Here is a 563-nt window from a genome sequence, read left to right as displayed (position 1 = left end):
ACATCAGCGCAATAACGACTTTCTTCATTTTACTCTCTCTATAATTTGACCATTCATAGTATGCCGGCCTGAAATACGGAAATGACTCAAAGGCGCATTGCATGAATACAGAATGCAAACCACTTAAATCATTGATAAAAAAGCACTATGGCGAAAGTTACATTATTTGAAGTTATAAAATCGAGTGATTATCAATAAACATTACAAATATGAGACATGGCGAGTATAGGAACAATGCTTGATTGAGGGTGATAGATAGGATTGAGAGAGGTAGGTGGTAACAAAAAGGGATAGGTGGCAACAAAAAGGGATAGCACTAGACTGTACTACCCCTTCTAACTCTTTAAACTAAAGCATTTTTTAAACTATAGCATTTCTTTAAACTAAAGCATCTCTTTAGCGATTAGGTGCAGTAGGAAGGTTTCTCGCTCAATGCTCATCCCCTTCTTTTCACTTTCTGCGATCGTCTTTTCGTTGTGAGCAATGGCATCATGGATATTAATCCACACAGGCTTCATGCCGTTTTTAACTTCGTAATCTTCATAGGCCGTTGCGCCAAGCTC

At 38.2% G+C, this 563-nt stretch carries 1 pseudogene; it reads right to left on the bottom strand.

What is annotated here, in order from left to right:
- Window positions 1–383 precede the first annotated feature (383 nt).
- Window positions 384–563: pseudogene (locus tag KIV40_RS33425) on the bottom strand (DNA mismatch repair protein MutT); the annotation flags it as partial.

The sequence above is a fragment of the Vibrio sp. D173a genome, assembly GCF_030248475.1.
This window is presented reverse-complemented; position numbering and strand designations above follow the sequence as displayed.